Genomic DNA, 22,919 nt, shown 5'->3' on the forward strand with positions numbered 1-22,919 from the left:
CGGGATGGATGTGCAAACACCGGTGGCAGGTCTGCGACGTGTAGGCAGGCGGAACAAGAATCAGAGCAACCCCCGCACGCAGAGCCTTGTACTCCAAAAATTGACGGAGTTGATAAAACGCCCAACTGTTGGCCCTGCGCCGTTCGGCTTTGCTGCGTGGCTGTTGATTGACCCTTTCCCGAATCCCTGTCAAGTCTTCCAGAGCAAGAGCGCTGTTTGTGGCTTTTGCCCTAGAGACAATAGCTTTGGAGATGCGATGATTGACCCACGTTTGAAAGCGTCTTTCCTTGCCAGACAGCCGTTGCAACAGTTCTCTGCATCTGCGCCGCGAACTGCGTGTGCCCTTACTGGCTTTACGTTGGAGTGCCGCCCTCAGCTTGGAGTAGTGGTCGCGGACTCGGTTCAACTGCTGTCCATTCCAATTGTCCCCCTCTGACGTATGGGCGATATCCGTCCTGCCCAAGTCCACCCCGATCACCCTGTCGGTATCTTGTTGCTTGGGCGGGTTTTTCTCTACGCAAATCTGGATGTAGTAGGAGCCGTCTCTGCGCTTGACCAGAGTGGCCGATTTGGGATTGGAGCCCGCCAACTGTTCTCTCTGGTAACGGCCAATGGCCAGTTCAAAGCGTTCTCTCCCTTCAACCGTGGTCAGCGACACCGTCCAGTCTTTCTCGCGGAACGAAAAGATACGAGCGTCATAGGTCGCGAAGCCCCCCTTGAACGCTTTGACGGGGCGGTTTTTCTGTCGGGCAACCTTGCGGGCACCGGCCAGCCGTCTGCAGACCTGCTGAGCCAAGTTACTGGACAAGCCGAACCGGGCACGGATTTCGCGGTAGCACAGAGATTGAAGTTTAACGGCGTTGGTGACTTTCTCGGGCGTGTTTTGGTTGACCCAGTTCAACGCCTGCACAAAGGCATCCAAGGTCGCGTCCAACTTTGCGGCCTGCGACTGGGACACCTTGAGCTTACAGGAGACGGTCAGGACTTGGGTCATGGTTCTATCGTAACTTCCGCATTCCTCCCGACACTGACCCTACGGGTACAGTGCGGGGCTCCTGCGATTTCTAGCTGAAGGCGGTCTCCGGGATCCCTTCCTGGGCCAGGGTTCGCAGTACGGTTTGTACCCGCTTGCGGCTGCCGATCATCCCCAGGTAGTGGGGGGTCAGGCCGGAGTGGTAGATGGCCCGCAGGATTTGGCAATCGAGGCTGTAGCTGCGGGTCACAAGAGCGATGTAGAGCTGCGGGATCCTGTGCAGATGGGGGATAAGTTGGGCAAAGGGTTCTGAGCACAGCCGCTCGGCAACGGGAAAGCGCTGAGGGGTTACCCAGTCCGGGCGATCGTCCTGAACCCAAATGCGAAAGCCGGCCAAATGGGCGATCTGGGCCGGGGACAGGCCGCAGTGGCCCGCTCCGACGATCAGCAGGGTGGGGGAAGGGAGGAGGGGCTCGACCCAGGATCCCGCGAGGAGCTGTGGGCGGGATGGCAGGGGGGCAAAGTGCTCCGCACCGCTGTCGCTAAGGCTGAGGTAGGGGAACCCCTGAGGATGGAGGGGAGTGATCAGCCAAGCCCTTTGCCCTTGGGTCAGAGCCTGGAGGATCTGGGCCACCAACGTTTGGGCAAGGGATCCCTGCCATCGCTGTAGCCAAATGTGCATCCGTCCCCCGCAAACGCCCAGGGGAGGGCTGTTGAGGTCAAGGGAAACTTGCATCCCAGCCGGCGAGGACTCCCCATCGCCATCGCCAACGGGAACGGCAGCCTGCAAAAGGGTTTGCGCTCGGGCAATGACTTCCGCTTCGGCAGCTCCACCGCCAATGGTGCCCAACAGGGTGCCATCGGATCCCACAGCCAGTTTTGCCCCTGCCTGGCGAGGCACAGATCCCTGGGTGCGGACCACCGTGGCCACCACCAGCGGCCCGCGGGAGAGCATGTCTGCCAACTGTCGGTAAAAGGTCTCGTCCACCTCAGCCTCGGTTATGCCTACGGCACCCTAGCGGGAACGGTCAGGGACTCAATGATCAAGAAAGCCCCTCTAGGATGGCCTGATGGAAGGCAACCCGGAAAGCCTGGAATCCGTTCTCCTGCCGACCGTGGTAGACGGCGTTGGTGAGCAGCGTCACCACCAGCTCCCGCTCTGGATCGATCCACAGGGAGGTTCCGGTGAAGCCGGTGTGGCCGAAGGCGCTGGGGCTGAACGGGGAGCTGCTGGCCAAGGGATCCGGAGAGCGCAAGGCAAACCCCAAACCCCGGCGCTCGTGACAGCGGTGGGCATCCCCTTGCTGAGGCAACTGCTCGCGGGTCATTTCCCTCACCGTCTGTGGCTGCAACAGGGATCCCGTCAAAAAACTCTCTCCGAAAGCGGCTACTTCCTCTGCCGTGGCGAATAGTCCGGCATGGCCGGCGATCCCGCCCAGGCGGGCGGCATTTTCGTCGTGAACCTGCCCCTGTAGGCGGCGCTTTCGCCAAGGACACAGCTCGGTGGGGGCACAAGAGCCAGAGACAGAGGATGGGTCAAAGGGATCCCCTGGATAAAACTGAGTTTGGCTCAGGCCCAGAGGCTGCAAGATCCGGGCATGCAAGATCTGATCCAGAGGGGTTCCGCTCAGACGTTCCAAAGCCAGCCCCAGCAGGATCAATCCAAGATCGCTGTAGACTGTGCGGGATCCCGGCCTGTAGGCAAAAAAGGTGTGCAGGGCCATGTGCCGGGCCGATTCGGCATCGGGCTGTCGAAACAGGGGCCGCCAGGCGGGCAAACCGGCGGTGTGGGCCAGCAACTGTCGCACCGTCACCTGTTCTGTTGCAACAAGCTGGCCTAAGGATTCCGGTTCCACAGCAATCCATTTCCCCGGCTGCAGAGGATCTTCATAGGGGGCAATGGGGCGGGATCCCTGAAACTCCGGCAACAGGAGACTCACCGGTTGATCCAACAGCAACGCTCCGGCTTCCACCAGGGCCATGCAGGCGGTGGCGGTGTAGAGCTTGGTCAGCGAGGCCAGGTCAAAACGGGTGGCCGAGGTTGTTGGTTGGCGCCGGGTCTCAGGGTCGAGATGGCCTGCCGCCCTTGAGTAGATACACCTTCCCTTGTGGCGGATGACCACCTGGGCAGCGGGGAAAAGGTGCGGAATGGCAGAGTTGAGCAGCCCCTCCAGCAAGGCTGGATCCCAACCCATCTGCTTCTCCTCCTGGCTTGGGGATCCCCAGTCCAACAAACAACTTGTAACGGTGTTTACAAAAGCCTACCGCTTCCCCAGCTAGGATGCCACCACGGCAGGCTACATCATCAAGGGATCCCGAGTGCGGCTGGAGTTGTTGCAAGCTTTTTTGAACGTGGTGGAAACGGGCAGCTTTTTGGCCGCTGCTCGCCTCAGCGGTCTGACCCAATCGGCCATTAGCCGCCAGATCCAGGCCCTGGAAGAAGCAGTGGGCGCTCCGCTGTTGCATCGCAAAAGCCCGGTGGCCCTAACTGTGGCCGGGGAACGGCTTTTGCCCCATGCCCGTCGCATCTGTCAAGAATGGCAGCGGGCTCAGGAAAGCATTCGAGAATGGCTGCAGGGCCAGCAAACCGAGCTCTGCATTGCCGGGATCCATTCTCTGATCGCCCATCAACTGCCGCCGGTGCTGCAACAGTTTTGCCGGGAGTACCCAGAGGTGCAGTTGCGGGTTACCGCTCTGGGCAGCGACCGCGCCTTAAAGGTGCTCAGGGATGGGCTGGTGGATGTGGCCCTGGTAATGGAGAACCCCCTGATGACCCGGGGGGCAGAGCTGGTGGTGGAGCCACTGTACTCCGAGCCGATTCAAGTGTTGATGCCCGCCAACCATCCCCTCAGCCGCTACGAGCGGATCCCCTGGAAGGTGCTGGCGGAGTATCCCCAGGCTGTGTTCAAGGATGGCTATGCTATGCGCTCCTTGGTGGGATCCCATCTGGCCCGGCAGGGGCTTCCCCTCAAAGCAGCCCTGGAACTGAACACCTTGGATGCCTTTCGGGGGGTGGTGCGACAGGGGCAGCTCATTGCCCTCCTGCCGGAGTCGGCCCTGGTGGACTGCTGCGCCGATCCGGATTTGCAGGTGCGACCCACCGAGCCCCCCCTCTTGAGGCGACAGGTGGTTATGGTTACCACCAGCGATCGCTATCGGATCCCTCCCATTCGCCGGTTTTTGCAGTTGGCCGCCCAGCTGATTAGGCAGTCTGGTAATGCTGAGCCTGCTTCCGGCGCAGATCCCCATTGGCCCTCTGCTGGGCTGTTGTCGGTTTTGTAGAGACCTTTTGTAGAAATTTCTGGTCAAATACCCATATCGGTAGTTTCAAGTGTTCCGCCCTTATCTCCCCCTATCCTGAGTAGCCCAGCGCTCCCGACCGCCGATGCTATGAGCCAAGAGTTTCGCGAGCTGTTGAAAAAAATCGGCAGCGGCACCCACACCCACCAGGATCTCAGCCGGGCAGAGGCCGCCAGCGCTGCTCGAATGCTCCTGCGGGGGGAGGCCACTCCCGCCCAGATCGGGGCTTTTTTAATTGCCCACCGCATCAAGCGCCCCACTGCCGAGGAGCTGGCCGGTATGTTGGATGCCTATGCAGAAGACGGCCCTCTTCTGCCCCAACGGGATTTGCCCCATCCCTTGATCATCTTTGGCCATCCCTACGATGGCCGCTCGCGGACGGCACCGCTGGGGGTGCTGGTGGCTTTGCTGCTAGCAGCGGCAGGGTCAGCCGTTTTGCTGCATGGCTCTGGCTTCTGTCCCACCAAGTATGGGCTGCCCTTGGAAGCGGTGTGGCGGAGCTTGGGGGTGGATTGGCGAGGGCTATCCCTGGAGCGGGTGGGGCAACTGCTGGAACAAACCGGGCTGGGATTTTTGTATTTGCCCACCTGTTTTCCCCAGGCTCAGGCTCTGATGGACTACCGGGATCAAATCGGCAAGCGCCCCCCCTTGGCCACCTTGGAACTGGTCTGGACGCCCTACCAAGGCCCCTTTCACCTGGTGGCCGGCTATGTGCATCCTCCCACCGAGGCCACGATGCTGGAGCTGTTTGCCCTGCGGGAGATTCGACAATTCACCACCGTCAAAGGTCTGGAAGGCAGTTGCGACCTGCCACGGGAGCGAGCGGCCATTCTCAACCAGGGCGGCAAACGGCTGCTCTTGAAGGCCAGAGATTGCCACTTGGCAGGCCCGGAGATCCCCTTCTCCGGAGAGAAAGAGCTGCTCCGGCAGATGCAGCAGGTGCTCAGCGGGGATCCCTGTGAACTCACCCCAGCCGCTCTCTGGAATGGGGGTAGCTATCTGTGGCTCCTCGGCCACGCCCCATCCTTGCCAGAAGGGATCCAACAGGCGGAAGACCTGCTTCGCTCTGGACGGGTGATGGAGAAGCTGAAACAACTGATCCGGGTGATCGACCTCTCCTAGGGCTGGGATCCCCTGTTTCGATGACTAGAGTCAAGCTCTCCAGCCCAGGGAAAAAAGCCCCCCGGCCAGCTCCAGGGGGCGAGAAGCCGAAGGTTGGATCCTTTAGGGCAACAGCTCCTCGATAGCCTCTTCCTTGGTGTTGGTGCGGCGGGAGAGGGTGCGGCGGTCGAAGGTCATGTGGATCTCCCGGTTTTGCTCGCCGTCGGCAGCCACAGCAAAGATGGGGAAGTCGATGTTGCCATCCGGGAAAGCCATGTGGAAGCGGAAGGTGCCATCGGGGTTGAGCTGGATCTTGCGCCCGCCGATGGTGACGGTGGCATCGGGCTCCGTGGCCCCATAGACAATCAGCTCGGCATCGGCCACCAGCCAGAACTTGCGGGAGCGCCGCGGCAGGACTTCGGAAGCGCCGGAGAACAGCCCTAGTCCCGACCCGGAAGCCATCCAGGGAGCAGCAGGCACTTCGGCCATGGCCATAGCCATTCCCATCATGCCCACGCCCGACGGGATAATAAACGAGCTGATGGCCTGCTCGGGCACCAGTTGACGGCTGCCCATCTGGTGGCTGCCAAACAGGGATCCCGCCACCCGCATCGCCTCGAAGCCGCCCACCATCTCCAGGAAGGGATCCGCCGTCCTCTGCCGCTGCGGCTCGTCGCCTTTGTAGGCCACCACGCCCATGCCGGTGGCGCTGCGCTTGTAGGGCTCGGTGAGCTGGTAGAGGGTGCGGCCCTGGAGGGGCATGTCAAAGGGCACCGTCAGGAAGTGCTCTTCAAACCAGTCGGAGGGGAAGACCGGCGGCACCATCACCGCCGCCGAGCGGGCCAACATCAGCCAGCGGCCATCTGCGGTCCGGTAGCCGATCTCCACCAAATAGGAGCGGTCGCTCACCGGGATCGGCAAGTACCACTCGCGGGCCAGCTCGTCACAGGGGTACTCCTGCATGCTGTGGGCCGGCTGGCGTTCGAAATCGATATCGGTTACGTCGTAGAGGCGCAGCGCCAACTGCTGCCCTCCCTCGCGGCGCTTGCTTTCTTTGGCCTCGTTGGGCACATCCCAATAGGCGTAGGCCCACTGGGGATCCCGCGGCAGCAAAACGATGCGGCTTTCGCCATAGCCATCCGGCAAATCCCCCAGCGGCTTGTCCACATCGACCAGATCGGGATTGCTACGCCCTGGGCCGACAAACTTGGTGCCAGTCACCGCTTCTTGGCCGCTCGGCTCCGGCATTGTATCGGCGGGGCGGCCAGCTTTGGCCTGGGCCTCCCGGACAGCCTGGATGAGCTGATCCTTGGTCATGCGGCTGTACTTGGGGATCTGGTAGCGGGCAGCTTCTTCTCGCAACTGCCGGATGGTCATCTCTTCCAACGGGATCCGCTCTTGTGGCATGGTCGGGGTCTCCTGTCCTCAACAGATCGGGCTTGTGCGCACACTCCACTGGCTAACCCAAAGGCCGATCCCAGCTTGTGGCTAAGGGCAACCCCTGGCCCACTGGGGTAACAGCCTGCTTGGCGTTTTCCAACCGCTGATGACCATAGGTCGGGATCAACGGGGATCAAAGGAATGATGAACTTATGTTCACGTATTTTTGCCTATTGGTCAAGAGCTTGGGGATCGCTGGGGATCAAAGCCTCGTTTTCCCCGCCATCTCGAGTCAGGGATCCCCAAAATGGGCTTGCGGCCCGCCCTTGCCGGCGGATGGGCGGCCAAGCATCAGCCGCTGCTCTCCAGTCCAAAAGAGGACTGCGCGGGATCCCCTGCCGCACCGGCCTTGCCTGGGTAGCATGGGGGAAGGGTGAGCCGCAGGTTATCAGGCCAAGAGGTGTGGGCATGAGGTGGTGGAAAGATAGGACTCACGGTGCAGGGATGCGAGCGATCTGGGCAGCGCTGGGGATCCTGGTCTGGCCGGGGGAAGCTGTTGAAGCGCAAACCCTGTTTCCTCCCCTCTACCGCCTCCAGGGGGGATCCCCTGCCCCAGCGGTTGAGAAACAACCCCTCCCGGAAGAAACGCCTTGGCGTCCGGTCACTCCCGACCAGGTAGAAAACGTAGAGTCGGCGTTTCCTGTCGAGGACGCAGGGTCGGAAGGGCCGATTTTCGATCTGGACTTGTTGCGGCAGTTGGGCACCAGCCCCGGCGGCGGCTCTGGCTCTGGACAGGGAGACGTGATCGGGCCCGGCAGCGGCCAGAGCGGGGTGCGCGGCTCCAGCCCTGGCTCAGGGATGGGCCCAGGGGGTGGAACTGGCCTAGAGGCGGGATCCCGGCGGCGAGAGCCCCAGGTAACTGGGTTAATTGTCGATGCGCGGGGCCTGGACTTTTTGCCCAGCCAGTCGATGCGCCTTTTGGATCCCGACGGCAACCCAGTTTACCCGCCTATCAACCTTGGCCAAGACCTCAACACCGCCTTTGTGGGCAGCGAGGGCACCGCCGCCTACACCACCTCGGAAGAGCAGGCCCGCTCGCTGGTCAACCGGATTGGAGAACGGCCCCACCGCCTTCGCGCCATGCGCACGCTGGGTTACGACCTGGTGATCTCCGCCGAAGACGCCTTCAACCTGCGCCAGATGAACGCCAGCAGCGGCTTTCTGGATCGCTTTGCCGTGGTGGTCATCTGGGATGGCAGCCAAGCCAGCCGGCCTTAAAGTCTGGCCCAGGGATCCCGGCGCTGGCCGCGAAGGGGATCTGGGGATGCTAGCCTAGCAAACGTGCTCCGCACCGCCGACGCAAACGGCTTTTTTTGGGGATCCCAACCCTATGCAACGGTTTGCCAACCAGCCTCTGCGGGAACGGCCCCACCTAGCGGTATTTTCTTCCAGCAAGGTGGGCAACTTCGTGGTCACCGTCCCCCTCTTGCGCGGCCTCAAGGAGAAATACCCCGGCTGTGTCTTGGATTTTTTCGGCAGCGAGACCACCCGCGACTTTGAGCTCCACTGTCCCTATATCGACTTCAGCTTCCCCCTCTACAGCCGCCGCCCCGATTACCTCGAGGCCCTGACGGCGGCAGTGCGGGATCGGGTGGCCCAGGCCGGGCCCTACGATCTGGCCATCAACTGCGACGAGTTCAGCGAGCTCAACCTGGTGGCGGTGACGGCCCTGCGACCCCGGTACATTGCCGGGGCCGGCTTGACCCTGGATTTTCGCCGCAAGTTGGATCCCGGCTCCGACCCGGTGCAGCGCATGCTCCAGGACGACGACTGGAACAGCCTGGCGTTTTTGCAGCGCTACAAAGATATCCTCACTAGCAACTACATCGCCGAGATCTTCTGCCGCCTGGCTTACGTAGAGACCGACTTTTTCCGCCTGGAGCTGCCCAGCCGGGATCCCGACTTTGCAGTACCGGAAGTCTTGGTGCACATCACCACCACCCGCCGTGCCAAGATGTGGCCCTTGCAGTACTGGCGCCAGGTGATCGAATGGTGCCAGGGGCAGGGCTTGCAGGTGGGGCTCATTGGCAGCGCCCCCGAGCTACAGCGATCCCTCTACCACGGCGACGGCGAAGACCAACTCCTGATCCAGACGGGGATGATCGACCTGCGGGGCAAGACCGGCCTCCTCGAGTTGGCCGGGGCCCTGAAGCGGGCGCGGGTTTGTATTTCCGTGGACGCGGGGCCGATGCACATTGCGGCGGCCGTGGGCTGCCCCACCATTGCCCTGTTTGGCAACGATGCCGACGGCGATGGAGCTAGCCCCGTGCGACTGTGGGCACCTCGCTTGCCCCATGTTTACGTTACCCAGACTCCCTATAAATGTCGGGTCTGTGCAGAAAACAAGTTCAAAAACGAAGCCTGCCTGGTGGAAGGCCACCCCTGCATGGCCCACCTCAAGCCAGAGACAGTGATTGCCTACCTCCGACAGATCCTGAAGAAGACCTAGACCTTCCAGCCCGTCTCTCCCCTCACCCCCAGCCCCTCTCCCTCTGGGAGAGGGGAGCTGTGGAGCGAGGGAACAACTTGTTCATGGCTATTTGAGATGGCCATAGCTCCCAGGGATCCCCGCCCCGCCGATCAGATGGGCCAGTGGACGGCAGGGAGTGCCCAGAAGCGCAGCCGGATCCCTAGGAGCCTGGTTAAGCTGAGAGCCCGAGGCTGAAAACTCTGTGCCTAAACCATTTGGGTGTGAGCTGTGACTTTGGGGACGGGGTATCGCCACCAGGTGGATCACCTTGCCGAGCGGAGAAACAAGAGGGCTTGGCAAGGGGTTGCCCTGAAGCTGCTGGCCACCTTCTGCTTTGCCTGCCTGGGGGCGATCATCCGCCTCAACACGCCTGCCCTGCACCCTTTTGAGATTGTGTTTTTCGCAACCTATTCGGGTTTCTTGCCCTGGTACCGCTGCTTTTGCGAGCAGGGATCCACTCGCTGCGCACCGCCAAGATGAGCTTCTACCTCCTGCGCTCGGCAATCAGCACGGTGGGGATGCTGCTTTCCTTCTGGGCGGCCAGCCTCTTGCCTTTGGCAGAGGCCACGGCGCTGAGCTTTGTCCAGCTTTTGTTTGCCGGCATGATGGCGGTCTGGGTATTGGGCGAACAGATGCGCCCCTCCCGCTGGCTGGGGTTGGGCCTGGGGTTTGTCGGGGCTTTGGTGGTGTTGAGGCCGGGCTTGCGGGAGTTCTCTTTGGGAACGGGGCTGGCCTTGGCGGCGGCAGCGCTCTTTGCCTGGGTAACCATTGTGCTCAAGATCCTCGCCCGCACCGAGTCCAGCCTCACGATCACGGCCTACATGGGCCTGTTGCAGACCCCCCTTTCCTTCTTGGCTGCTGTTTGGGTTTGGACCTGGCCTTCGCCGGAGCAGTGGCTGTGGATGGCAGCGATGGGGCTGTTGGGCAGCCTGGGCCAGGTGGCCCTCACCCAAGCCTACAAGCTGGCTGAGGTGACGATGCTGCTGCCTCTGGATTTTTCCCGCTTGCTCTGGGCCAGTCTAATCGGTTTCTGGGCATTTGCCGAGCTCCCAGATGGGTGGACCTGGCTGGGCGGAGCCCTGATCTTGGCAGGCGCCACCTCCGGGGCCTACGGCGAGGCGCGGCGGCGGGTGAGGAAAACTCAGGCCCGTACCGGCAAAGTTTAAGGTGGCAGAGGCTGGCGGGCCTAAAGCCGCAGCAAGGCGGGGCTGGAGCTGGTCAGGTCGGTGGTGGTAAGAGCCACCAGCAGGGCTTCCGGGCTGACGGGGAAGGGCAGGTGGTGGATATCGGAGCCTGGCTGGCAGGCCACCTGGGCTGCTTGCAGCAGCTCGGCGGATCCCAGGTGGCCTAGGTGCAGATCCCGCAGGTTCAGGGGCAGTCCCACCTGGCGGTAGAACGCCAGCAACTGAGTGCGGGCCGCTAGCGCCAACTGGCTTCCCTGCAGGATCTCCTCTAGGCGGAGCTGGGCCAAAATGCCAAAGGCCACTTTCTCCCCGTGCAGGGTGGCCCGGTGTCCCGGCAAATGGGTTAGGCCGTTGTGAACGGCGTGGGCGGCCACGGTGCGACACTTGGCCCCTCCCATGCCGCCGACGATCCCCGCCAGGCAAATGCAGGCATCCACCACCTGCTTCCAAGCCGTGCCACCCGGCTCCCGCAGGGCCGCCACCGATTGTTGCAAGAGCAAATCCCGCAAAACGCGGGCCTGCTGCACAGCTCCGATCACCAGGGCATCTTCCGAGGCGCCGCTGCTGACAGAAGACTCGTACCACTTGGCCAAGGCATCTCCAATCCCGGCCACCAGGGTGCGCGCCGGGGCCTGCAGGATGAGCTCATAGTCCAGAATCAAAGCGGCAGGTGCCCGATCCAAAGCCACATCCCGCTGAAAGGCACCTGTGTCAGAGTAGATGTTGGACAGGGCGCTCCAGGCGGCACAGGTGGCGGCGGAGGTGGGCACCGTCGCCACCGGGATCCCCAAGCGATGGGCCACCAACTTGGCCGTGTCTAGGGCCTTGCCGCCCCCCACCCCTACAATGCCGGTTACGGACTCTGCCGTGGCCAGGGCCTGTAGGCGAGCCAGCTCCGACTCGCTGCAGTCGACACCATAGGTGCTCCAGTAAACCTGAACGGCGGGATCCCGCCCCAGATTGCGCTTCAGGGGCAGCTCGGCCACGGCCAGGGAGCGCTCCCCCCCGATCACCAACACGCGGGATCCCAGAGCTGTCAGGGGGACAGCCTCGAGGATGCCGCTGCCGCGGTATAGCCGGCCTGGGGCCGGAATGGCCAGGTCGAATTCACAAGTTCTCAGCATTTCAAAGAGGGGCGATAGGGTCAGCCCAGTGTCCATATATATAGATACAGACTACGATTCTAGCCGCAAGTTCTGCCTTTCCCATCTAGGGTGTAGCTACAGGCAAGCCTCGCTTGCTTGGAACGGGTTGGGATCCCTGGCAGGGGAGGGTCAGCTAGCACAAATCTTTGCCAGCAGTCAACTGCAAATGGTGGTAACCCCCAGACAAATTGGGTAGTATGCGTCTAGCAGTGGCGCAGAGGGCAGGGCGTGTTCGGCTTTCTTGGTGGCTCCAAAACTCAAACCATGCTTGGGGTAGATATCAATCCCGAGCGCCTTGCTGTTGCCCAAGTCAAGAAGCAGGGCAATGGTCGCTATCGTCTGGTTCACTACCACAGCGTGGAAATGCCAGAGGGGGCAGTGATCGAGGGGCGCATTCTTGATCCGAGCACAGTTGGCTTGACATTGGCCAACTTACTAAACGAATACAAGGTGCCCACCAGCTTGCCAGTGGCGACCGCGGTGCCGGTGCGAGAGGCGATCGTCCGTCTCATTCGCCTGCCTGCTGACCTGCCTGCCGATGAGTTGCGGCGGGTGGTTCTAGAACAGGAGGCGGAGCTCTACATCCCCTACCCCCGGGATCAGGCGGATGTGGACTACCAGCCCCTGGGCCTAGACCTTTCCCAGGATGGCATTGAGCGCATCGAGGTGCTGCTAGCAGCCATCCCCAAAGAGGTGGTGGACAATTACCTGGCCGTGCTGCAGGCGGCCAACTTGAAGGCGCGCTGTGTGGAGCTGGCCAGCTTCTCCCTCATTCGCACCATCCGTGACCAACTCATCCAGTACAGCCCCCAAGAGGCGGTGTTGCTCAGCTCCATCGGCTACGACAGCAGCGAGATCAGCATCTTGGTCAACGGCATCCCGCAGTTTACCCGCACCGTCAACATCGGCACCATTCACATGCGGCAGGTGCTAGCCCAGGCCCTGAATTTGCCGGTTAGCCGCACCGGCGACCTGTTGCGAACTCTAAGGTTACCCTTGATCAACCCCGCCGATGTTTTGGCCACGGGAGAGCAACCGGTTCCCAGTAACCCGGGCGTGGCAGCCGTGGCGCGGGTCGTTTCCGATTTGGCGGACGAGCTGAGGCGCTCCATTGATTTCTTTACCAGCGCAGAGAGTAACTCCCCTGTGGTGAAGGTATTGTTGGCTGGGCCGGGGGCGGCTATTGGCCAAATGGATGGTTTCTTGTCGCAGTCGCTGAGCCTGGCCGTAGAGTTAGCGGATCCCTTCGGCAGCATCCTGATACCGGATTCAATCGAGGTGCCCTTGGAGGAGCGACCGGCGATGGGAGTGGCCCTGGGGCTGGCCATGCGGGAAGCCAGCAAGTAGTCTTCGGGATCCGCCCAAGAGGATCCCCTAAGCGCAATACCCAACCATGAGCGAGGCGGTGAGATGTACACACCAGAGATCAACTTTCTGAAAGAAAGACCGGAGGTTCCCACCACAGTTCAGACAGGGGGAGTGGTGGCTGGCCCGGAAACTGCCGCCGGAGCTGAGAGCTGGGCTTTGGCCATTGGTCTGGGGGTTGCCGTGGCTGCTGTGGCCATGGGGGCTTTCTTGTATTTCCAAGACAGCTTTTCCCGTCAGCGGAATACTCTGAGGGCAGAGCGAACCCGCCTCGACGGTGAACTCAGCACAGCCAATGCCGAGTTGACCCGACTCCAGGGCCTCAGCCAAGAACTGCAAACCATTCGCACCCAGACGGAAGGGTTTCGCTCTTTTCTCGGATCCGTCCAGCCCTGGTCGGCCATTCTAGAAGAACTGCGGCGCAGGATCCCTGGGCAAGGGGTATGGATAACCAACATCAGCGCCTCTGGCGATACTGTGAACATCCAAGGCGGGGCGCTGGATTTTCCCTTGGTGAACGACTTTTTGCTCACTCTGCTGGATTCCAACTTCGTAACCAGTGCCGTTCTCAACAGTGCCTCTCGAGTGGAGGGCACCCCTGAAACTGAACCCAGCGTCACCTACGGCCTAACGGTTACTATTCGAACCATAGGGGATCCCGACCCGGAGTTGACCCGCGAGCTGGAGCAGCGGGGAGCGATAGGCTTGGTGGAAAAGATCCGCATTTTGCGTCAAGTGGAGGGGAACTGATGACCGGCTCGGTGGAAAGTTTTCACGACGAACAACTGGTGGCACCTCCGGCAGGGCCGCCGGTATTGTTGGGGGTCGAGCTGACCCCTATTCGCATTGGCCTGTTGATCGGGATCCTGGGCCTGGGCGCGGCGAGCTTTTTGGCCTTCACCCAACTCCGTCCTCTGATTAGAGAGGTGCAAGCCTTAGAAAGAGAGGTAGCCCAAAAAACCAGCCAGTTGCAGGAGGTACAGGGCCAGATTGCCGGCTTACAGGATCTGCCCAACCAAATCGAGAGGGCTCGCGTGCAGCAGCAACAGATCAGCGCCTTGCTCGCCACCCCCGAGAATGCCGACACGCAACTGATCGATCTCAACCGACTGGTGCGGGGACAACCCAATGCTCAGTTGCTCAGTTTCAGCCCTTCCCCTCTGACGCCAGCTTCCTCGAACAACCCAGAAGTGCCTGCCATCATCGCCCCAGCCATCCAACTGCAGACAACCCGCGTCACCCTGCGGGGTCCCTACACCGACATCATCAACCTCATGAGAGACATCGAGCGTTTTCGGGCTCTGTTCCGCGTGGGCAACCTCTCCCTCAATCCCGTTCAAGGGAGGGGGGAGCTGAACGTCGCCTTCGACTTGACCGCCTATTACTACAACAAAGACATTCCCTTGGGTACTGCCCCTGCGCCCGAAGGATAACCCTCCCCTGCACCAGAACAGCCCGCCCCTACTCAATCTGAACCAGAGCAGCCAGCACCCGGTCAATAGGTCAGCCTGAACCCTGCTTAGGCTCTGGTGGCTGACAGCGGGCTCTGTCGCAGGGGGCAACCCAGAGGTGAGGGACATCTATCTGGTGTGACTGTAGGGAAGATTGGAGAAAAAAGCCTCTACAGGTAGTGGCAAAAGCTAAAATTTCGGCTTTGATTAGGGAAGCACGGCCTAGACCTGTGCTGAAGGTCAAGCAGGAACACGCTTGGACAAGGGAGTGAGGTGTGAGGATAATGAGCCGTCGAGTTGCTTGGGGATGGGCATTGAGCTTGATCCTTTCTCTGCCCCTGTTGGCCGTAGAAAGCCGGCCTGATGAGGCTGCTGCCCAACAATTGACCTCCACCCATCCGCAAAGCCTCAGCCGTATCACCGATATTCGGCTAGTGCCCCACGGCAACCGCATGAGACTGGAGATCCAAACCACGGGGGGCGCCCGTCCTCAGGTGTTCTTTACCCAGCAGGGCCGGTCTTGGATTGGGGATATCGCCAATGCCCAACTGGATAGAGGTCAAGGCCGCTATCGTCAGGATTCTCCCCTGCCGGGAGTGCGCTTCATCGAAGCCAAGCAAATAGGTAGTGACAGCGTGCGGGTAGAAATTGCCGGCGTTGCGGCAGCTCCCCAAGGCTTGCTGGCCCAGCGTAGCCCAACGCAGTTGGTCTTCGAGTTTGAGGGCTTGCCCTCTGCCCTGCCAGCTCCTGTAGCTGCAGCGCCCAGCCAAGAAGTAGTGCCCAATCAACCAGCCTCGCCAACTCGAGCTCAGCCTGGTGCCCCACCGGCAACCCCTGCCTCTTCTCCGGCTGCTCAAAACTCTCCTTCTCCCCGCGTGGCAGCTCCTACTCCTCAGCCTCTTGCCCAAAACTCCCCCTCTTCCCCGCCAGCTCAGACAGCTCCTACTCCTCAGCCAGCTTCTCCTAGGCCGGTCATTTCTCAGGTGCCCTCTGTAGGACAGCTCAACCAACCCCAACTGCCACCGGGATCTGTTGATCTCAGCACTTCTCCGTTCCAGGGTCGAGCAGTAGCTCCTCCGGCAGGGGATCTTGCAGTCGGCAGCATCATTCCTGCTCCCCCTCCAGTTGACTTGGGCTCAAATGCCAAGATCACCTTAACCCTGAGGGATGCTCCCGTAGGTGACGTGTTGAGTCTCTTGGTGCGTCGAGCTGGACTAAATGTAGTCCTTAATGATGTTCCTCCAGACTTAACGATTTCCTTGGATGTAGCTGACTCACCTTTGCAAGAGACATTTAACTTTATCTTGCGCCTGAAGGAACTGCAAGCAACCCGTGTAGGGCAAACAGTTTTTATTGGTACTACACTCCCTGGAGTCGGCCAGCGGATCGTCAAAACATATAGACTTAATCAATTGAGAATTGAAGAGACAGAACAGACTTTTAACCTTACTGCTGCTGGGGCCGGAGGCGGGCAAGCAACAGTCGAAATCAATGCTAGACAACTAAGTATCACTCCAAGTGAAATCAGAAGTAGAATTTTAGCTATTCTGGAAGCATCGAATATCCCTCTCGCTCAAGAGTCAGCCATTCAAGCAGATCCAAGAACGAACTCACTAACTATTGTTGCCACACCTGCCCAGCATGATGTGATTGCAGCCTACCTTGCCCAAATTGATCTTAGAAGTCGTCAGGTCTTAGTTAGTGCTAGGTTTATTGAGATTAACCTCGATAATAACTCTAATCTAGGAGTTGCATTAGGCGGTGCTTCCGGAAACTTTGCACTGGGCTCTGGAGATAATACCAACTTTGGTGGAACTCCCCTCAACCAGCCCGCAGGGTCTTCGGTTCCTGACGTTGGCGTAGTTCCTTCCGTAGGAACTGGAGGCTCACTTGTGTTCAACACCTTAAACCGACTCCAGCAATCTCTTGCGGCCCGCATAGATGCAGCTATTGCTTCAGGAACAGCCAAGATACTGGCTGACCCAAAAGTGGTCGTCGCTAACAACACGGGTGCGGCTATTGTAGTTGGTCAAGAAGTTATCACCAATAGGAGGTTGGTAACAGACCCTGCAACGGGTACGTCAACAGTCGTTTTTGAAAAAGGAAACGCAGGAGTCAACTTAATTATTCAAAACGTCAGGATTGATGACAATGGCTACGTTACGTTGAATCTTCTTCCCCAGGTTTCATCTATTGGTAGCCAAATTACTTTAGCAGACGGAACCGTAATTAGCTTACTCAATCAGCGTTCTGTTGGCTCTTTGCAAATCAGACTTAAAGACAGGGAAACACTATTTTTGGCAGGATTGATACAAGAGGAGGATCGAGTGTCTGTTGATAAAGTTCCACTTCTTGCTGAGATCCCTCTGCTAGGCTCTCTCTTTCGTAGGCAAAACACGACGAACACTAGAAGTGAAGTCGTTGCCTTGATTACCCCAACTATTCTAGAGGACTAGAAGAGTGCCCCACCAATGACTGTCATTTTCCCAAATCAGTTGCTTTGTCAAAGATGGAAGACACTCATAGAAACTGCTAAAACCTAAGATACGTTGCTGCTTAATGCTGATATCGAACTCTTGCCGCCGACTTTGGCTAAAGCTGGGATCCCTGTTGCTCGCCTTCGGGCTGGCCTGGGTGCTAGCTTTGGGTGAGGTGGGCTGGCCGCAAACCTACCATCTCTCTCTACGGGTGCAGGGGCAGAGCTATTCACAGCTTGTCGAGCAATCGCGCTCTTTGGTTTGGCAGACCTTGGCACAACAATTTCAGGCACAGCCGCAAGCGGAGCAGCTTACTTTAGAAGTACGGGGGCAAGCCGGCGAACAACAGGTGCCCCTATTCACAGTGCGAATGCCTCGCAGTGTTTGGCAGCAAAACCCATTGCCAACCCAACTGGAACGATATGCCACTTTCTATCCCAATGCGTTGACTCTTTTACAACCAAGAGTGCCGGCCCGAAAAGCTCAGGTAGAATTTACTCCTCTTCCTCAAGGTGGAGTCGCATTGGTCTCTAGCAATCCTTCCAATGGCCAAAGAGGGATCCCAGTTGGTCAAAGCATTCGCCTGCGTTTCGACCGAGAGCTTCCGACAGGAATAACGAGTTTGGCTTTTGGGATCCAGCCTCCTTTGGAAGTAGCCTTTGATATCCAGGGCAACGAGCTAATTGTACAGCCTTTACAGCCACTCAGCTACAGCACTGATTACAGAGTGTTCTTACCTGCTGCCAAAGAGCTCGATTTACAAAATCCCATAGAGTTGACCTTCCGCACCGAGCCTCAATACACCTACCAGCGAGATATTAAGCCCTTGCTAGAAGCCAGTTGTGTAGGTTGTCATCAGCAGGCCGGTCGGATGCGGCGCAGCCCTTTGGATAGCTATGCCGCGGTGATGCGTTACGTAACGCCCGGATCAGAAAATAGCGAGTTGCTGAAACCGCGCTGGTTGGCTCGCCATGCTGTTATTCAGCGGGCGGCAGGGATCCCCTTGAATGGGGAAGGAAAAGAGGCCGACGCCCCCGGTTCCTTGTTGGAGCTTGGGACAGGAGCCATGCCGACGCCGAGACCCCCCGTGAGTGATCCCCAAGGAGAATTTCCCGGCTCTTTTATTGGACGCAGCGGATCTCCCGAATTGGCCTATATTCGCCGCAACGGCACCGGCACCGATCGCTTGGGCCACTTGAGCCCTGAGGAAATCCAGATCTTGCGTACCTGGATTATTCAGGATTGGGCTGCTGAGACCCACAAAAGTTAACCCGATGGCTCGGGGAGTCTTTATTGAGTTAAGATGAGTTGACCTAGATGTTAAGTTTCTTGACCAACTGCTTATCTTGGAACCAAAACCCTACGAGACCAACTGGTGACAACTGCTGCCAGGGATCCCTTGGATTGCATGAGGTGGGTTGTAGAAGCTTTTGGCAAGCGACTGGCAACCAGCTTGAGGACGAGAGCTTAGCGTCATTGCTGGCGCTGTTTTCGTGTCGCTCAGAGAGGAATCCTGCTAACTTTTTACCATTCAAAAAATAGGGATCCCCAAGTCTCCTTCCTCTAGTGTTTCAGTTCTGAACACACCTGTGTGAGTCGTTCTAATCTTAAGAACAAAACTGTGAAATCAAAGGACCTAAGCCCCGCCGTCTTGCTCAGGTGGCCTGGGATCCGGGACGGGCGATGAGCGCCAGCTCCACCTGATGTTCTCGGGGCTGCTCCAGTTGCACCTCCACGTCGCGGCCAAAGAAGCCCTGCATTTTTTTTTGGTAGCTTTCCTGCCATTGCTGGAAGGAAACGGCTGGCGAATCAAACAGGAGCACCAGGGTGTAGCGGCCATCCCGCAATTCTTCTCTGTAGCCTTTGATTTTGGGTAGGTCTGCTTCCAGAGGGCCGCGCAGGCCGAGAAACTCCAGGGCCTCTTCCAGGTGGGCGTTGGCCCCATAGCTATATTTGGTGATGTCGGCGCGGACTTGTTTTTGAATTTCCGTGGCCTGCTGAGCGCGGGCTTGGAGCACTTCTGGCGAAGGGGACGTCAGGGCAGGCACTGGCTTGAGCTCCACCACCTTCATGGTCACCCCCCCCAGCAGCAGAGGGATCCCGACAAACAGGCCGATGAGATTGAGGGTGGGATCGCTGTACTGGGCAAAGCCCCAAGCTGTGGCGGCAACGCCCGCCAGCAACACGAGCGTGCTCAGGGGAAGAGGCAGTTTTTCAAACATACAGGAAGAAAAGGCAACCTGAAACCCAGGCTAGCAGGAAAGACACTTCCTGAGGCGACCTTGAGGGTGGACTTGGCTAGGCTGGGGATGGATAATGGCTGGACGCTGGTGTGTTGGGGAGTGGTCCATGGTTCTGTCGCATCTGTCCAAAGCGTCCCGTCGTCTGCGCCTGCTGGACCGCAAAGCCCAAGAGCGGGCCCCTCTTTTTGAGGCCATCCGCCACTATTGCAGCTTGGACAAGGCTCCCTTTCACACGCCAGGCCATAAGCAGGGACGCGGGATCGCCGCCGACTTGCGGGAGTTTTTGGGAGAAAACGTCTTCCGGGCCGATCTCACCGAGTTGCCGGAGGTGGACAACCTCCACGATCCCGACGGCGTGATCCGGGAAGCGCAAGAGCTGGCGGCAGCGGCCTACGGCGCCGATCGCAGTTGGTTTTTGGTCAACGGCTCCACTTGTGGCGTAGAAACCCTGGTGATGGCGGTGTGCGACCCAGGGGACAAGATCCTACTACCGCGCAACTGTCACAAGTCGGCCATCGCCGGCGTGATCCTCTCTGGGGCCGTGCCCGTCTACATTGAGCCGGATTTTGACTCGGAGCTGGGCATTGCCCACGGCATCACTCCTGCCGGCCTGGAGCAGGCCCTGGCCCAGCACCCCGACGCCAAGGGCGTGTTGGTGGTCAGCCCCACCTACTACGGGGTTTGCTGCGACTTAGAAGCGCTGGCAGCCATTGCCCATGCCCACAACCTGCCTCTGCTAGTGGACGAAGCCCACGGGCCCCACTTGGGCTTTCATCCAGAACTGCCCCTCTCCGCCTTGGAAGCCGGCGCCGACCTGGTGGTGCAGTCCACCCATAAAGTCATCTCCGGCATGACCCAGGCGTCGATGCTGCACCTCAAGGGATCCCGAGTCGATCCCAACCGAGTCCGCAACATCCTGCAGCTGCTGCAGTCCACCAGCCCTAACTACGTGCTCATGATGTCGCTGGACGTGGCGCGGCGGCAGATGGCCCTGGAAGGGGAAGTTCTCCTGGGCCAAGCCCTGGCTTTGGCGGATCAGGCCCGCGCCCGCCTCAACCGTATTTCCGGGATCTTCTGTTTTGGCCCGGAACGCATTGGCTCCACTCCCGGCTTTTTCGATTTGGATCGCACCCGCTTGACCGTGACGGTGTCGGGGCTGGGCCTCTTTGGCTTCGACGCCCACGACTGGGTCAACGAGCACTTCCACGTGCAGCCGGAGATGTCCACCCTGCACAACGTGGTCTTTATTGTTAGCCTCGGCAACACCCAGCGGGATATCGACCGGCTGGTGGAGAGCTTTGCGGCTTTGTCGAAGTATGCCCAGGGATCCCCGCCTTCCCTGGCAATGGCCGAGAAACTGCGGCGCCTGGCCGAATTGAAACGCCCCCCCCTCCCGCCCCAACGGCTCTCGCCGCGGCAGGCCTTTTTTGCCCCCATCGAGCGGATCCCTTTTCAAGAAGCTGTGGGCCGCATCTGTGCCGAAATCATTTCCCCCTACCCGCCTGGGATCCCCATTTTGGTGCCTGGCGAAGAGGTGACCCAAGAGGCAGTGGACTATCTGCTGCTGGTGCACGAGGCGGGCGGCTTCATCAACGGCCCCGAAGACGTGCGGCTGCAGACCCTCAAGGTCGTCAAAACCTAGCTCCTCAAGTGCCCGGCTGCGCCGTCTGAGCAGGGGGCAGGGAAGGCAGGGGGTTGGGAGAGCTGCGGCGGTGGCGGACGACCTTCACCCGATCCACCCGCGGCCCTTCCATGCGCACCACCTGGAACTCCATGTCTTGGTAGGTAAACTTTTCCCCCACGCGCGGGATCTTCTGCAGGTGGTAGATCAAAAAGCCCCCCAGGGTCTGGTAGTCCTCGTGGAGGGGCAAGTTGAGGTGGCAGCGCTCGTTGACCTCTTCAATGTCCAACTGGGCCTGGATGAGGAGGGTATTTTCGTCCAGCTCCTGAATATCCGGCTCCTTCGCCTTGGGATCTGGGCCATCGGAGAGCTTGCCGACGATCTCCTCCACCAGGTCTTGGATGGTAATCAGGCCCGCCGTGCCGCCAAACTCATCCACTAGCACCACCATCGGCCAGTGGTGCCGCTGCATCTCCGGCAAGAGCTCTGCGATCAGCTTGTTTTCCGGCTCAAAGTGAACCTCCCGAATGAAGGGAGCAATGGGGCTGTGCAAATCCAAGGATCCCTTGGCCAGCTCGCCAATGAGCTCCTTGACGTGAATCAGCCCCCGGATGTCGTCCAAAGACTCGCCATAGACCGGGTAACGGGAATGCCCCGATTCGGCCACCTCGGCCAGCACCTCTTGCACCGTGGCCGTCTCCGGCACCGCATCGATGCTGGTGCGCGGGATCATCACCTCGCTGGCCACCGTCTCGCCGAACTCGAAAATATTGCTCAACAGCTCCCGCTCCTCCGCCTCGATGTTGCCCGACTCCACCGACGAGGCAATCAGCAGTTGCAGCTCCTCCACTGTCATGGTGCTGTAAAAAGAAGTGGCCTCCGGGATGCGGACGCCAAAAAGCTGCAACAAGCAGCGGGAGGAGAACCGGAGCAGCTCCACGAAAGGGTGCAAAAAGCGGCTCACCAAGCGGTTAAGCCAGGCCAGTTGCAGCGCAATCGGCTCCGAGTAGAGAATGGCCAGAGTTTTCGGGATCAGCTCTCCCACCACAATTTGGAAATAGGTGAGCAGCGAAAACACCACCACCACTGCCACTCCCCGGATAAGGGCGGGATCCACATTCTGAAGCCAAGCCAACTGCCTCAAGGCCAAAAACAGCGTCGGCGCAACCTGGGTGGCCCCAATCCAGCCCAGCAGCACGCTGGCTAGGGTAATGCCCAACTGGGTGGTGGAGAGGGCATACTCCAACTGTTCCTGGGCCTTTTGCACAATCCCCGCCTGGCGGTTCCCTTCGCTGGCCAGCTGCACCATGCGGGAGCGCCGCGCCGACACCAAGGAAAACTCCACCGCCACAAAAAAAGCGTTGATGAGGAGAAGAGCGATAACCCAGAGGAGACTGAGAGACGCCTCTCCCCAAGAGAACTCAGGGCTGGGGGCCGAGGCTAAAGGAGGGTCGTCCATCAGGGGGAGCAGCAAGACGGATAGAGAGCATTTTAGCCCAGACCGACTCGACCACCTGCCCCTGGCCAGCAGTTAAACTGGCCTCAGCCATCGGGCGGCTATTATGCGAACACCTTCCCCCTGCCCAAATGAACGGGATCCCCAGCTTTTGCAGTTCTCAAGATTGCTACTTTTTCATCAAGCATTCATCAAGCAGTGGCAACTACCGCTTTTTCCGGCAACGCTTACCCCAGTTCGTGCAGTCATCGATATCGACAACATCGCCGCTAGTGGCGTCGATCTTGACTTCAACATCGTTGGTGAATTTTACTTCCCAAACTAAGCGCCCATCTTCGCGCTCCAACTCAACTTCTTTGATCACAGCATTGGGAACAGCAGATCGAGCAATCTGAATCGCTTCTTCAATGCGGACGGCTGGAGCAGGAGATTGAGCAAAAGCTGCCTCTGTGCTTTCGCCTACCCCTAGCATCGGGCTGCTGAGGGGCAAAACGCCCAGCAAAAGCAAGGAAGCAACAGAAGGTTTTGAAAGCTTCATTTCCAACTGTTTGAGTAACCACATTCTTACCCTACCACCCTCGGGGTGAAAGAAGCCTTGCCAAAAAGAGCATTGTTGCCTTCGCAAGGGGAGTGGGCTCCTTGCGTCATAGGGTGTAGTTCGTCAGCCCCTCGTAGATTAGAAGCTATTTGCCG

General features: G+C 59.5%; 21 protein-coding genes and 1 pseudogene. 13 read left to right on the plus strand and 9 right to left on the minus strand.

Annotated elements, in window-relative coordinates; genetic code table 11:
• The 3 genes from NW848_RS07850 to NW848_RS07860 all read right to left on the minus strand — a co-directional run.
• On the minus strand, positions 1-994 hold a 994-nt coding region (locus NW848_RS07850), incomplete at its 3' end, for an RNA-guided endonuclease InsQ/TnpB family protein (protein ID WP_414510867.1).
• 70 nt (positions 995-1,064) lie between these two features.
• On the minus strand, positions 1,065-1,961 hold the full coding sequence (locus NW848_RS07855; protein ID WP_414508326.1) for an XdhC family protein: 897 nt from the start codon (positions 1,959-1,961) through the stop codon (positions 1,065-1,067).
• 55 nt (positions 1,962-2,016) lie between these two features.
• Complete coding sequence (locus tag NW848_RS07860; protein WP_414402633.1) at positions 2,017-3,168, minus strand: serine hydrolase domain-containing protein; 1,152 nt, start codon at positions 3,166-3,168, stop codon at positions 2,017-2,019.
• 124 nt (positions 3,169-3,292) lie between these two features.
• Between NW848_RS07860 and NW848_RS07865 the strand changes: the two genes are divergently transcribed.
• The gene (locus NW848_RS07865) at positions 3,293-4,255 is read left to right on the plus strand and encodes a LysR family transcriptional regulator (RefSeq protein WP_414387804.1); all 963 of its coding nucleotides are present in this window, start codon (positions 3,293-3,295) and stop codon (positions 4,253-4,255) included.
• Between the two features lie 108 nt (positions 4,256-4,363).
• Complete coding sequence (locus NW848_RS07870) at positions 4,364-5,395, plus strand: anthranilate phosphoribosyltransferase family protein (protein ID WP_414402632.1); 1,032 nt, start codon at positions 4,364-4,366, stop codon at positions 5,393-5,395.
• A gap of 102 nt (positions 5,396-5,497) precedes the next feature.
• Here the strand turns inward: NW848_RS07870 and NW848_RS07875 are convergent, their stop codons facing one another.
• A complete protein-coding gene (locus tag NW848_RS07875; protein WP_099812268.1) occupies positions 5,498-6,781 on the minus strand; it encodes a DUF4912 domain-containing protein in 1,284 nt (427 codons plus the stop codon).
• 203 nt (positions 6,782-6,984) lie between these two features.
• Positions 6,985-7,224, minus strand: a complete 240-nt coding sequence (locus tag NW848_RS07880; protein ID WP_011429871.1) for a hypothetical protein — start codon at positions 7,222-7,224, stop codon at positions 6,985-6,987.
• A 34-nt stretch (positions 7,225-7,258) separates the two neighbouring features.
• On the opposite strand from NW848_RS07880, the gene NW848_RS07885 reads away from it, so the two are divergent.
• The 4 genes from NW848_RS07885 (at position 7,259) to NW848_RS07900 (ending at position 10,450) form a co-directional block, all read left to right on the plus strand.
• Positions 7,259-8,032 carry a hypothetical protein gene (locus NW848_RS07885; RefSeq protein WP_414510868.1) on the plus strand — a complete coding sequence of 258 codons (774 nt, stop codon included), beginning with the start codon at positions 7,259-7,261 and terminating at the stop codon, positions 8,030-8,032.
• A 112-nt stretch (positions 8,033-8,144) separates the two neighbouring features.
• Positions 8,145-9,263 carry a glycosyltransferase family 9 protein gene (locus NW848_RS07890; protein ID WP_414402631.1) on the plus strand — a complete coding sequence of 373 codons (1,119 nt, stop codon included), beginning with the start codon at positions 8,145-8,147 and terminating at the stop codon, positions 9,261-9,263.
• 249 nt (positions 9,264-9,512) lie between these two features.
• The gene (locus NW848_RS07895; protein WP_414402630.1) at positions 9,513-9,764 is read left to right on the plus strand and encodes a hypothetical protein; all 252 of its coding nucleotides are present in this window, start codon (positions 9,513-9,515) and stop codon (positions 9,762-9,764) included.
• The gene (locus tag NW848_RS07900; RefSeq protein WP_414402629.1) at positions 9,725-10,450 is read left to right on the plus strand and encodes a DMT family transporter; all 726 of its coding nucleotides are present in this window, start codon (positions 9,725-9,727) and stop codon (positions 10,448-10,450) included. Before NW848_RS07895 ends, NW848_RS07900 begins: the two co-directional genes overlap by 40 nt.
• A gap of 20 nt (positions 10,451-10,470) precedes the next feature.
• On the opposite strand, the gene NW848_RS07905 is transcribed toward NW848_RS07900, so the two are convergent.
• The gene (locus tag NW848_RS07905; RefSeq protein WP_414402628.1) at positions 10,471-11,592 is read right to left on the minus strand and encodes an iron-containing alcohol dehydrogenase family protein; all 1,122 of its coding nucleotides are present in this window, start codon (positions 11,590-11,592) and stop codon (positions 10,471-10,473) included.
• 285 nt (positions 11,593-11,877) lie between these two features.
• On the opposite strand from NW848_RS07905, the gene pilM reads away from it, so the two are divergent.
• From pilM to NW848_RS07935, 6 genes and pseudogenes are all read left to right on the plus strand, one after another.
• Positions 11,878-12,960: a type IV pilus biogenesis protein PilM gene (gene pilM, locus NW848_RS07910; protein ID WP_240530483.1), complete on the plus strand. Its 1,083-nt coding sequence runs from the start codon at positions 11,878-11,880 to the stop codon at positions 12,958-12,960.
• A 63-nt stretch (positions 12,961-13,023) separates the two neighbouring features.
• Complete coding sequence (locus NW848_RS07915; RefSeq protein WP_011429876.1) at positions 13,024-13,728, plus strand: PilN domain-containing protein; 705 nt, start codon at positions 13,024-13,026, stop codon at positions 13,726-13,728.
• The gene (locus tag NW848_RS07920; protein WP_414402627.1) at positions 13,728-14,411 is read left to right on the plus strand and encodes a hypothetical protein; all 684 of its coding nucleotides are present in this window, start codon (positions 13,728-13,730) and stop codon (positions 14,409-14,411) included. The genes NW848_RS07915 and NW848_RS07920 overlap by 1 nt, the downstream gene beginning before the upstream one ends.
• Before the next feature lie 302 nt (positions 14,412-14,713).
• A pseudogene (locus NW848_RS07925) lies at positions 14,714-15,085 on the plus strand (AMIN domain-containing protein); the annotation flags it as partial.
• Between the two features lie 531 nt (positions 15,086-15,616).
• The gene (locus NW848_RS07930; protein ID WP_414508347.1) at positions 15,617-16,885 is read left to right on the plus strand and encodes a type II secretion system protein GspD; all 1,269 of its coding nucleotides are present in this window, start codon (positions 15,617-15,619) and stop codon (positions 16,883-16,885) included.
• Positions 16,886-17,039: 154 nt separating this feature from the next.
• The gene (locus NW848_RS07935) at positions 17,040-18,176 is read left to right on the plus strand and encodes an Ig-like domain-containing protein (protein ID WP_414510869.1); all 1,137 of its coding nucleotides are present in this window, start codon (positions 17,040-17,042) and stop codon (positions 18,174-18,176) included.
• A gap of 385 nt (positions 18,177-18,561) precedes the next feature.
• Here the strand turns inward: NW848_RS07935 and NW848_RS07940 are convergent, their stop codons facing one another.
• Positions 18,562-19,128, minus strand: coding sequence for a DUF2854 domain-containing protein (locus NW848_RS07940; protein ID WP_011429883.1), 567 nt, complete (start codon positions 19,126-19,128; stop codon positions 18,562-18,564).
• Positions 19,129-19,255: 127 nt separating this feature from the next.
• Here NW848_RS07940 and NW848_RS07945 point away from each other — a divergent pair, with 127 nt between their 5' ends.
• Positions 19,256-20,791 (plus strand): aminotransferase class I/II-fold pyridoxal phosphate-dependent enzyme, encoded by a 1,536-nt coding sequence (locus NW848_RS07945; protein WP_414402624.1) that lies wholly within the window; start codon positions 19,256-19,258, stop codon positions 20,789-20,791.
• Positions 20,792-20,795: 4 nt separating this feature from the next.
• Here NW848_RS07945 and NW848_RS07950 read toward each other — a convergent pair whose 3' ends face one another.
• Together NW848_RS07950 and NW848_RS07955 are read right to left on the minus strand one after the other, a co-directional pair.
• Positions 20,796-22,229 carry a hemolysin family protein gene (locus NW848_RS07950; protein WP_414402623.1) on the minus strand — a complete coding sequence of 478 codons (1,434 nt, stop codon included), beginning with the start codon at positions 22,227-22,229 and terminating at the stop codon, positions 20,796-20,798.
• Positions 22,230-22,431: 202 nt separating this feature from the next.
• Positions 22,432-22,788 (minus strand): PepSY domain-containing protein, encoded by a 357-nt coding sequence (locus tag NW848_RS07955; RefSeq protein ID WP_099812263.1) that lies wholly within the window; start codon positions 22,786-22,788, stop codon positions 22,432-22,434.
• Between the last annotated feature and the right edge of the window lie 131 nt (positions 22,789-22,919).

The organism is Synechococcus sp. RC10A2, from assembly GCF_047502605.1.

Bases quoted from the DNA above. Each gene is read 5' to 3' on its own strand.
- pilM (WP_240530483.1), top strand. From the start codon at position 11,878: ATGCTTGGGGTAGATATCAATCCCGAGCGCCTTGCTGTTGCCCAAGTC.
- NW848_RS07905 (WP_414402628.1), bottom strand. From the start codon at position 11,592: ATGCTGAGAACTTGTGAATTCGACCTGGCCATTCCGGCCCCAGGCCGG.
- NW848_RS07950 (WP_414402623.1), bottom strand. From the start codon at position 22,229: ATGGACGACCCTCCTTTAGCCTCGGCCCCCAGCCCTGAGTTCTCTTGG.
- NW848_RS07875 (WP_099812268.1), bottom strand. From the start codon at position 6,781: ATGCCACAAGAGCGGATCCCGTTGGAAGAGATGACCATCCGGCAGTTG.
- NW848_RS07880 (WP_011429871.1), bottom strand. From the start codon at position 7,224: ATGCCCACACCTCTTGGCCTGATAACCTGCGGCTCACCCTTCCCCCAT.
- NW848_RS07860 (WP_414402633.1), bottom strand. From the start codon at position 3,168: ATGGGTTGGGATCCAGCCTTGCTGGAGGGGCTGCTCAACTCTGCCATT.
- NW848_RS07870 (WP_414402632.1), top strand. From the start codon at position 4,364: ATGAGCCAAGAGTTTCGCGAGCTGTTGAAAAAAATCGGCAGCGGCACC.
- NW848_RS07885 (WP_414510868.1), top strand. From the start codon at position 7,259: ATGCGAGCGATCTGGGCAGCGCTGGGGATCCTGGTCTGGCCGGGGGAA.
- NW848_RS07955 (WP_099812263.1), bottom strand. From the start codon at position 22,788: ATGTGGTTACTCAAACAGTTGGAAATGAAGCTTTCAAAACCTTCTGTT.
- NW848_RS07920 (WP_414402627.1), top strand. From the start codon at position 13,728: ATGACCGGCTCGGTGGAAAGTTTTCACGACGAACAACTGGTGGCACCT.
- NW848_RS07890 (WP_414402631.1), top strand. From the start codon at position 8,145: ATGCAACGGTTTGCCAACCAGCCTCTGCGGGAACGGCCCCACCTAGCG.
- NW848_RS07940 (WP_011429883.1), bottom strand. From the start codon at position 19,128: ATGTTTGAAAAACTGCCTCTTCCCCTGAGCACGCTCGTGTTGCTGGCG.
- NW848_RS07915 (WP_011429876.1), top strand. From the start codon at position 13,024: ATGTACACACCAGAGATCAACTTTCTGAAAGAAAGACCGGAGGTTCCC.
- NW848_RS07945 (WP_414402624.1), top strand. From the start codon at position 19,256: ATGGTTCTGTCGCATCTGTCCAAAGCGTCCCGTCGTCTGCGCCTGCTG.